Source organism: Hydrogenophaga sp., from assembly GCF_035481345.1.
In the GTDB taxonomy this organism is placed as follows: Bacteria; Pseudomonadota; Gammaproteobacteria; order Burkholderiales; family Burkholderiaceae_C; genus Hydrogenophaga.
On record NZ_DATIGV010000048.1, the window covers coordinates 23,229 to 30,884 of the forward strand.

Below are 7,656 nucleotides of genomic sequence, written 5' to 3' on the forward strand. Positions count from 1 at the left end.
GAGCCACTCCCATGCTTTTCCCGGACACCGACACGCCCACCCGCCCCGCCAACGCACAGGACAACGCCTTCCTGGAAGAGAAGGCCTTTCGCGCCCGCACGGTGATGGTGTTCGGCACCATCACCGACGCGCTGGCCTCGGAGACGGTGCGCAAGCTGCTGGCCCTGGACGCCGAGTCGAGCGCGCCGATCACCATGATCGTCTCCTCGCCGGGCGGCCACCTCGAATCGGGCGACGCCATCCACGACGTGGTGCGCTTCATAGCTTCGCCGGTGCACATGGTCGGCACGGGCTGGGTGGGCAGCGCCGCCACCCACCTCTACCTGGGCGCGGCCCGCGAGCGCCGCGTCTGCCTGCCGCAAACGCGCTTCCTGATCCACCAGCCCAGCGGCGGCGCGGGTGGTGCGGCCAGTGACATGGCCATCCAGGCGCAAGAGATCCTCAAGGCCCGCGAGCGCATCGCCGAGGTCATCGCGCGCGAAACCGGCCAGCCCATCGAGCGGGTGCGCCAGGACATCGAGCGCGACCTGTGGATGCCGGCGAAGGAGGCCGTTGCCTACGGCCTGGCGTCGCGCGTCATTCAGCGGCGAGAGGAGTTGTGGTCCTGAAGCGCTGAGGGGGGATTTTGGCCTGCCCGGAGGGACTCGAACCCCCGACCTGCTGCTTAGAAGGCAGCTGCTCTATCCAGTTGAGCTACGGGCAGTGCGGTGCGGGTGCCGCTGGAAAAAAGGCCCACGGGGGTGGGCCTTTGTTCGTTTCGTGAAATGGTCGGAGCGGCGGGATTCGAACTCGCGACCCTCTGCTCCCAAAGCAGATGCGCTACCAGGCTGCGCTACGCTCCGACAAGGCGCGGATTCTACCCGCAGACCGCGCGCGCCTTCGGCCGGGCGTGCGGCCTAGGGAATGGCACGCGACAGGCCATCGCTCAGCGCTTCTCGTACTGCGTCTTGCCGAACAGGATGTCGCGCGACTTGTCGTCGGTGAGCGGCTTGCGCGCGTCGGCCAGCACGGCCACGCCGCGCTGCACCGCGGGGCGCTCGGCGATGCGGTCGAACCAGACCTTCAGGTTCGGGAAATCGGCCCAGTCGATGCCCTGGTTCTGCCAACTGCGCAGCCAGGGAAAGATGGCGATGTCGGCGATGGTGTATTCGTCACCCGCGATCCATTCCTGGCCCGCGAGCTGGCGGTCCATCACGCCGTACAGGCGCTTCGCTTCATTCGTGTAGCGGTTGATGGCGTACTCGAGCTTCTCGGGCGCGTACAGGCGGAAGTGGTGTGCCTGGCCCAGCATGGGGCCCACGCCACCCATCTGGAACATCAGCCACTCCAGCACCTTGAAGCGCTCGCGGTCGCCCGTGGGCAGGAAGCGGCCGAACTTGCTGGCCAGGTAGACCAGGATCGCGCCCGACTCGAACAGGCTGATGGGCTGCCCGCCCGGGCCATTCGGGTCGATGATGGCCGGGATCTTGTTGTTGGGGCTGATGGCCAGGAAGTCGGGCTTGAACTGGTCGCCCGCGCCGATGTTGACCGCGTGCACCTGCCAGTCCCGGCCCAGTTGCTGGCCACATTCCTCCAGCATGATGTGGACCTTGTGACCGTTGGGCGTGGCCCAGGAGTGGACGTCGATCATCGGCGGGGATCCTTTCTTTCAACTGCCTCGTGTGATGGGCATCTCGACCTCGCGGGGCACGGCCATGTGCTTGGCGAGTTCGAGCTTGGCGATGGACTGGCGGTGCACCTCGTCGGGCCCGTCGGCCAGGCGCAGGGTGCGCTGGCTGGCGTAACTGTAGGCCAAAGGAAAGTCCCCACTGACGCCTCCACCTCCATGGGCCTGGATGGCCATGTCGATCACGTCGCAGGCCATGTTGGGCGCCACCACCTTGATCATCGCGATCTCGGCCTTGGCGACCTTGTTGCCCACGGTGTCCATCATGTAGGCGGCCTTGAGCGTGAGCAGGCGAGCCATCTCGATGCGGCAGCGCGCGTCGGCGATGCGCTCGTGCCACACGGACTGTGCCGACACCGGCTTGCCGAAGGCCACGCGGCTGTTGAGGCGCTGGCACATCAGCTCCAGCGCGCGCTCGGCCGCGCCGATGGAGCGCATGCAGTGGTGGATGCGGCCCGGGCCCAGGCGGCCTTGCGCGATCTCGAAGCCGCGGCCTTCGCCGAGCAGGATGTTGGCCGCCGGCACGCGCACGTTCTTCAGCACCACCTCCATGTGGCCGTGCGGGGCGTCGTCGTAGCCGAACACGGACAGCGGGCGCACCACGGTGATGCCGGGTGCGTTCGAGGGCACGACGATCATGCTTTGCTGCGAATGGCGCGGCGCGGCGGGATCGGTCTTGCCCATCACGATGTAGACCGCGCAGCGCGGGTCGCCCGCGCCGGAGGACCACCACTTGCGGCCGTTGATGACATAGTCGTCGCCATCACGCTCGATGCGGCACTGGATGTTGGTGGCGTCGCTGGAGGCCACCTCGGGCTCGGTCATCAGGAAGGCCGAGCGGATCTCGCCCTTGAGCAGCGGCTCCAGCCACTGGTCCTTCAGCGATTCGGAGGCGTAGCGCTCCAGCGTTTCCATGTTGCCCGTGTCGGGCGCCGAGCAGTTGAAGACCTCGGGCGCCCAGGGCACGCGGCCCATGATCTCGCACATCGGCGCGTATTCCAGGTTGGACAGGCCCTCGGGCGCGCGCGGGCTGCGCGGCAGGAAGAGGTTCCACAGCCCGGCCTTGCGCGCCTTGGGTTTGAGCTCCTCGATGAGTTTGGTGGGCACCCAGGCATTGCCCTTGGCGCGGTTGGCCTCGATCTCCTCGAAGAAGCGCGTCTCGTTGGGGTAGATGTGCTCGTCCATGAAGGCGAGCAGGCGTTCGCGCAGGCCCTTGACCTTGTCGCTGTAGTCGAATTCCATGTGATCTCCTGGGGGGTGTGGGGGGCAGGGCGGCTCAGTGGCCGTTGGCGAAACGCCAGGCCATTTCCGCGAGCGGGCGCGCGCCCGCGCCCGACTTGACGGCCTGCGCGCTGGAGGCGGTGCCCGCTTCCACGCGCTTGGCGATGCCTTGCAGGATGGCGGCGAGGCGGAACATGTTGTAGGCGAGGTAGAAGGACCAGTCGGCTTGCAGTTGCGCGGGCGTGGCAAAGCCGGTGCGCTCGCAGTAGCGCGCGATGTAGTCCTGTTCGCTGGGGATGCCGAGCGAGGGCAGGTCCAGCCCGTTGATGCCGCGGAAAGTGCCCGGGGGGATGTGCCAGGACATGCAGTGGTAGCTGAAGTCGGCCAGCGGGTGGCCCAGGGTGGACAGCTCCCAGTCGAGCACCGCGAGGATGCGCGGCTCGCTGGGATGGAACATCAGGTTGTCGAGCCGGTAGTCGCCGTGCACCACCGACACCAGCGACTCGTCGCGCGCCATGGCGGGAATGTTCTTCGGCAGCCACTCGATGAGGCGGTCCATCTCGGGGATGGGCTGGGTGATGGAGGCCTGGTACTGCTTGCTCCAGCGGCCGATCTGGCGCTCGAAGTAGTTGCCGGGCTTGCCGTAGTCGGCCAGGCCGATGGCGTCGGGCTTGACCGAATGCAGCGCGGCCAGCACGCGGTTCATCTCGTCGTAGATGGCGGCGCGCTGCGGCTGGGTGAGGCCCGGCAGCGACTGCTCCCACAGCACGCGGCCCTGCACGCACTCCATCACGTAGAAGGCGCGGCCGATGACCGATTCGTCCTCGCACAGCACGTGCATCTGCGCCACCGGCACGCCGGTGCCGGCCAGCGCGCTCATCACGCGGAACTCGCGCTCGATGGCGTGCGCGGAGGGCAGCAGCTTGGCCACCGGCCCGGGCTTGGCGCGCATCACGTACTGGCGCGTGGGCGTGATGAGCTTGTAGGTGGGGTTGGACTGGCCGCCCTTGAACATCTCCACGGTCAGCGGGCCGGCGAAGCCGTCCAGCCGGGGCGTGAGCCAGCGCTCCAGCGCGGCAATGTCGAAGGCGTGTTGGTCGGACACCGGCCGCGTGCCGGTGAAGTTCTGTGCGTCGTTCATTCGGCTGCGGTGCTGGGTGTCGATGGGGTTCAGGTTTCGGCTTCGGCGATGCGCATCAGTGCCGCGCGGTTGCGGATCACCAGGCCACCCTGCTCGATGCGGATCGCGTCCTCGCGCTCCATCGACTTGAGTTCCTGGTTCACGCGCTGGCGCGAGGCGCCCAGCAACTGAGCGAGTTCTTCCTGCGCCAGCTGCAGGCCGATGCGCGTCTCGTTGCCGTCGTTCAGGCAGGGCACGCCATAGCTGCGCACCAGGTGCAGCAACTGCTTGGCCAGGCGCGCGCGCAGGGGCAGGGTGTTGAGGTCTTCCACCAGGCCGAACAGGGTTCGGATGCGCCGCGCCTGCAGGCGCATCAGCGCCTCGTACAGCTCCACGTGCGAGGCCAGGATCTTCTGGAAATCGGTGCGGGACACGCACAGCAGCGTGGTGGGGCCGTGCGCGTAGGCGTCGTGCGTGCGCTGGTCGCCGTCGAACATCGCCACGTCGCCGAACCACACGCCCGGCTCCACGTAGGTCAGCGTGATCTGCTTGCCCGACAGCGAGGTGGAGCTCACGCGCACCGCGCCCTTGGCCACCGCGCTCCACTCGTTGGGTGGCTCGCCGCGCGCGACGATCAGGTCGCCGTCCTTGAATCGCTTGACGTAGGCGCATCGAAGGATGTCGTGACGCAGGGAAGGTGAGAGGGTGTTGAACCAGCGACCGCTGTTGATCGCCTCGCGTTCTTCCATTGTCAGAATCGGCTCGTCCATGGTCTGTCGTTTGAGTGACTGGAGGGGGGCTGGCCTGTCGCGCCGGAGACCGGCCCTCGAAGGCCCATCGTCCGATGCGACCGGGCGGGTCAGCGGTACTGCGGAGTGCGCTTCTCCAGGAAAGCCGAGATGCCTTCGCCGCCGTTGGCGTGGTGCACGTTGCGCACGAAGTGGCCGAGCTCGGCCGCCAGGTGCGCGTGCAGCGGGCCCGTGGCCGCGTCGTTGACGAGTTCCTTGATGCTGGCCAGCGCGTTCGGCGCGCGCGCGTTGAGGTTCTCGGCCAGGGCCAGGGCCTCGCCCATCGCGGCGCCGTTGTCGGTGAGGGTGTTGACCACACCGAGTTGCTGCAGCCGCTCGGGCGTGATGCGCTCGCCGGCCATCAGCAACTGCATGACCGTGGCGCGCGGCAGGGCCCGCGCCAGCGCCCAGCTGCCGCCACCATCGGGCGAGATGCCGACGTTGCTGTAGGCCATGACGAAGACCGCGTCGCGCGCGGCGACGATGAAGTCGCAGGCCAGCGCGAGCGAGAAGCCCGCCCCCGCGCAGGCGCCTTCGACGGCCGCGATCACCGGTTTGGGGAAGGCGTGGATGGTCTCGATCCAGTTGTGCAGGCCGCCCACGCTCTGCGCCTGCACCTCGGGCGGCTGCTGGCGGTTGGCCTGCAGGCGCTGCAGGTTGCCGCCCGCGCAGAAGTGGCGGCCTTCGCCGACGATGACCACGCTGCGCACGTCGGCGCTGCTCTCGGCCACGTTGAGCGCTTCCACGCCAGCGGCGTAGAGCTCGGGCCCGAGCGCGTTGCGGTGCTCGGGGTTGCTGATGGTGAGCACCATGGTGGCGCCCACGCTGTGGCTTTTGAGGCTGGCGGTCATGGGGGTCATGCCTCCTCGTGCGTGAGGCTCAGCCCCAGCGCGCCGCGCCGGCGCAGCCAGGGCGAGGGGCGGTAGCGCGGGTCGCCATACACCGTCTGCAGGTTGAACAGGATCTCCAGCACGTTGGTGGGGCCGATGCGGTCGCCCATGGCCAGCGGGCCCATGGGGTAGCCCAGGCCCAGGGTCACGGCGACGTCGAGGTCGGCCGGCGAGCAGATGCCCTGCTGGCACATGTCGGCGGCGATGTTGACGATGGTGGCCACCACGCGCTGCGTGACGAAACCGCCGCTGTCGCGCACCACGCTCACGGCCTTGCTGTCGCGGGCGAAGAGGGCGTGCGCGGCGTCGCGCATGTCGGGCCGGGTGGCGGGGTTGGTGGCCAGCACGCGGCGTTTGGTGGCGCCGTCCTCCAGCATCATGTCGATGCCCAGGGTGCGCGTGGCGTCCAGGCGCTCCACGGCGGCCAGGGTGGTCACGTCCATGCCCAGCGGCGCCACCAGGATCAGCGCCTGCTCGCTGGGCGCGGCGCCGGTCTCGATGCGTGCGTCCAGGTTCTTGAGCAACTGGTACAGCTCCTGGCGGCGCGCGGCCTTGGGCGAGACCCACACCGGCGGCAGCGCGCCCGCGGTGGGCACGGGCGGCTCGGGTGGCACCTGCGCGGCGCCGTCCACGTACTTGTAGAAGCCATCGCCCACCTTCTTGCCCACCACGCCCCCGGCCAGGCGCTGCGCGGTGATCACGCTGGGGCGGTAGCGCGGCTCCTCGTAGTACTGGTGGTAGATGGACTCCATCACCGGGTGCGAGACGTCCAGGGCGGTCAGGTCCATCAGCTCGAAGGGGCCGAGGCGAAAACCCATCTGGTCCTTCAGGATGCGGTCCAGCGTGGCGAAATCGGCCACGCGCTCGCCCGCCACGCGCAGGGCCTCGGTGCCGTAGCCCCGGCCCGCGTGGTTGACGATGAAGCCGGGTGTGTCCTGCGCGCTGACCGGGGTGTGGCCATAGGCGCGCGTGAAGCCGGCCAGGCGCTCGCACACGGCCGGGTCGGTCTTGAGGCCGGCGATGACCTCCACCACCTTCATCAACGGTACCGGATTGAAAAAGTGGTAACCCGCGAAGCGCGCCGGGTGCTTCAACGCGGCGGCGATGGCGGTGACCGACAGCGAGGAGGTGTTGCTGACCAGCACCGCGTCGGCGGCGACCACGTCCTCGAGCTGCTTGAAGACCGACTGCTTCACCTCCAGGCGCTCCACGATGGCCTCGACCACGAGGTCGCAGCCGGCCAGGTCCTGCAAGGACTCGGCCACTCTCAGGCGCTGCACGTTGGCGTCGCGCGCGGCGGCGTCGAGCTTGCCTTTGGCCTGCAGGGTGTCCCAGGTCTTGGTCAGGGCCTCACGGGCGCCGGCGGCGGCGCCGGCCTGGGCGTCGAACAGCCAGACCTCGGTGCCGGCCTGGGCCGCCATCTGGGCGATGCCACGCCCCATGGCGCCGGTGCCCACCACCGCCGCACGTTTAAAAAAGGATTGCATATGTGTGTTGTATTTCGGTTGATAGCCAGATTGCCTATGACAAAATGTTTCAACCTTCTGGAGGGAAACCCGACGTGCGCCAGATCTGGACAGCCTGCATTTTGCTATCAACCGCCGTGGGCGCCCCGGCGGTCACGCTCGGGCGGCACAGCGGTGCCGCGCTGATCGGCCAGCCGCTGGACCTTCAGGTGCAGGTCATGCTCTCGCCCGGCGAAGACATCGCCACCCAGTGCCTCCAGGCCGACGTCTTCTACGGCGACATCCAGGTCACCCCGAATTTCATCCAGGTCATTCCGCGCGCCGCGCCAGGCGAACTCACGGGCGTCGCCCGCGTCGTGTCCAGCCTGCCGGTCAACGAACCCATCGTCACGCTGTCGCTGCGCGCCGGGTGTGGCCTGCCGTTCACGCGCCGCTACGTCCTTCTGGCCGATTTGGTGAGCGAGCCAGCGGTGGTAGCCGCGCCGGCACCCCAGGCCGCCGTGCC

The 7,656-nt window shown here is 68.5% G+C and carries 8 protein-coding genes and 2 tRNA genes; 2 read left to right on the forward strand and 8 right to left on the reverse strand.

The window, feature by feature from the left end; all coding sequences use genetic code 11:
• The first annotated feature begins 11 nt into the window (after positions 1-11).
• Positions 12-608 carry an ATP-dependent Clp protease proteolytic subunit gene (locus VLG41_RS05395; RefSeq protein ID WP_325348366.1) on the forward strand — a complete coding sequence of 199 codons (597 nt, stop codon included), beginning with the start codon at positions 12-14 and terminating at the stop codon, positions 606-608.
• A gap of 18 nt (positions 609-626) precedes the next feature.
• On the opposite strand, the gene VLG41_RS05400 is transcribed toward VLG41_RS05395, so the two are convergent.
• The 8 genes from VLG41_RS05400 to VLG41_RS05435 form a co-directional block, all read right to left on the reverse strand.
• Positions 627-703: transfer RNA gene (locus VLG41_RS05400), tRNA-Arg, on the reverse strand.
• A gap of 62 nt (positions 704-765) precedes the next feature.
• Positions 766-842, reverse strand: a tRNA-Pro gene (locus VLG41_RS05405).
• A gap of 83 nt (positions 843-925) precedes the next feature.
• The gene (locus VLG41_RS05410) at positions 926-1,630 is read right to left on the reverse strand and encodes a glutathione binding-like protein (protein ID WP_325348367.1); all 705 of its coding nucleotides are present in this window, start codon (positions 1,628-1,630) and stop codon (positions 926-928) included.
• Positions 1,631-1,648: 18 nt separating this feature from the next.
• A complete protein-coding gene (locus tag VLG41_RS05415; protein ID WP_325348368.1) occupies positions 1,649-2,908 on the reverse strand; it encodes an acyl-CoA dehydrogenase family protein in 1,260 nt (419 codons plus the stop codon).
• A gap of 34 nt (positions 2,909-2,942) precedes the next feature.
• Positions 2,943-4,028, reverse strand: a complete 1,086-nt coding sequence (locus VLG41_RS05420) for a phosphotransferase (RefSeq protein ID WP_325348369.1) — start codon at positions 4,026-4,028, stop codon at positions 2,943-2,945.
• A gap of 29 nt (positions 4,029-4,057) precedes the next feature.
• Entirely contained in the window at positions 4,058-4,777 is a 720-nt protein-coding gene (locus tag VLG41_RS05425) for a Crp/Fnr family transcriptional regulator (protein WP_325348370.1), read from the reverse strand.
• Positions 4,778-4,866: 89 nt separating this feature from the next.
• The gene (locus tag VLG41_RS05430) at positions 4,867-5,646 is read right to left on the reverse strand and encodes an oxepin-CoA hydrolase, alternative type (protein WP_325348371.1); all 780 of its coding nucleotides are present in this window, start codon (positions 5,644-5,646) and stop codon (positions 4,867-4,869) included.
• Between the two features lie 5 nt (positions 5,647-5,651).
• A complete protein-coding gene (locus VLG41_RS05435) occupies positions 5,652-7,172 on the reverse strand; it encodes a 3-hydroxyacyl-CoA dehydrogenase (RefSeq protein ID WP_325348372.1) in 1,521 nt (506 codons plus the stop codon).
• A 74-nt stretch (positions 7,173-7,246) separates the two neighbouring features.
• Between VLG41_RS05435 and VLG41_RS05440 the strand changes: the two genes are divergently transcribed.
• The coding region (locus VLG41_RS05440; RefSeq protein WP_414652446.1) for a type IV pilus assembly protein FimV at positions 7,247-7,656 on the forward strand (410 nt) is incomplete at its 3' end.

What these genes read in the sequence shown, in the direction of transcription:
- VLG41_RS05395 (WP_325348366.1), top strand. Translation starts at nt 12, where the DNA reads ATGCTTTTCCCGGACACCGACACGCCCACCCGCCCCGCCAACGCACAG.
- VLG41_RS05410 (WP_325348367.1), bottom strand. Translation starts at nt 1,630, where the DNA reads ATGATCGACGTCCACTCCTGGGCCACGCCCAACGGTCACAAGGTCCAC.
- VLG41_RS05430 (WP_325348371.1), bottom strand. Translation starts at nt 5,646, where the DNA reads ATGACCGCCAGCCTCAAAAGCCACAGCGTGGGCGCCACCATGGTGCTC.
- VLG41_RS05425 (WP_325348370.1), bottom strand. Translation starts at nt 4,777, where the DNA reads ATGGACGAGCCGATTCTGACAATGGAAGAACGCGAGGCGATCAACAGC.
- VLG41_RS05415 (WP_325348368.1), bottom strand. Translation starts at nt 2,908, where the DNA reads ATGGAATTCGACTACAGCGACAAGGTCAAGGGCCTGCGCGAACGCCTG.
- VLG41_RS05435 (WP_325348372.1), bottom strand. Translation starts at nt 7,172, where the DNA reads ATGCAATCCTTTTTTAAACGTGCGGCGGTGGTGGGCACCGGCGCCATG.
- VLG41_RS05420 (WP_325348369.1), bottom strand. Translation starts at nt 4,028, where the DNA reads ATGAACGACGCACAGAACTTCACCGGCACGCGGCCGGTGTCCGACCAA.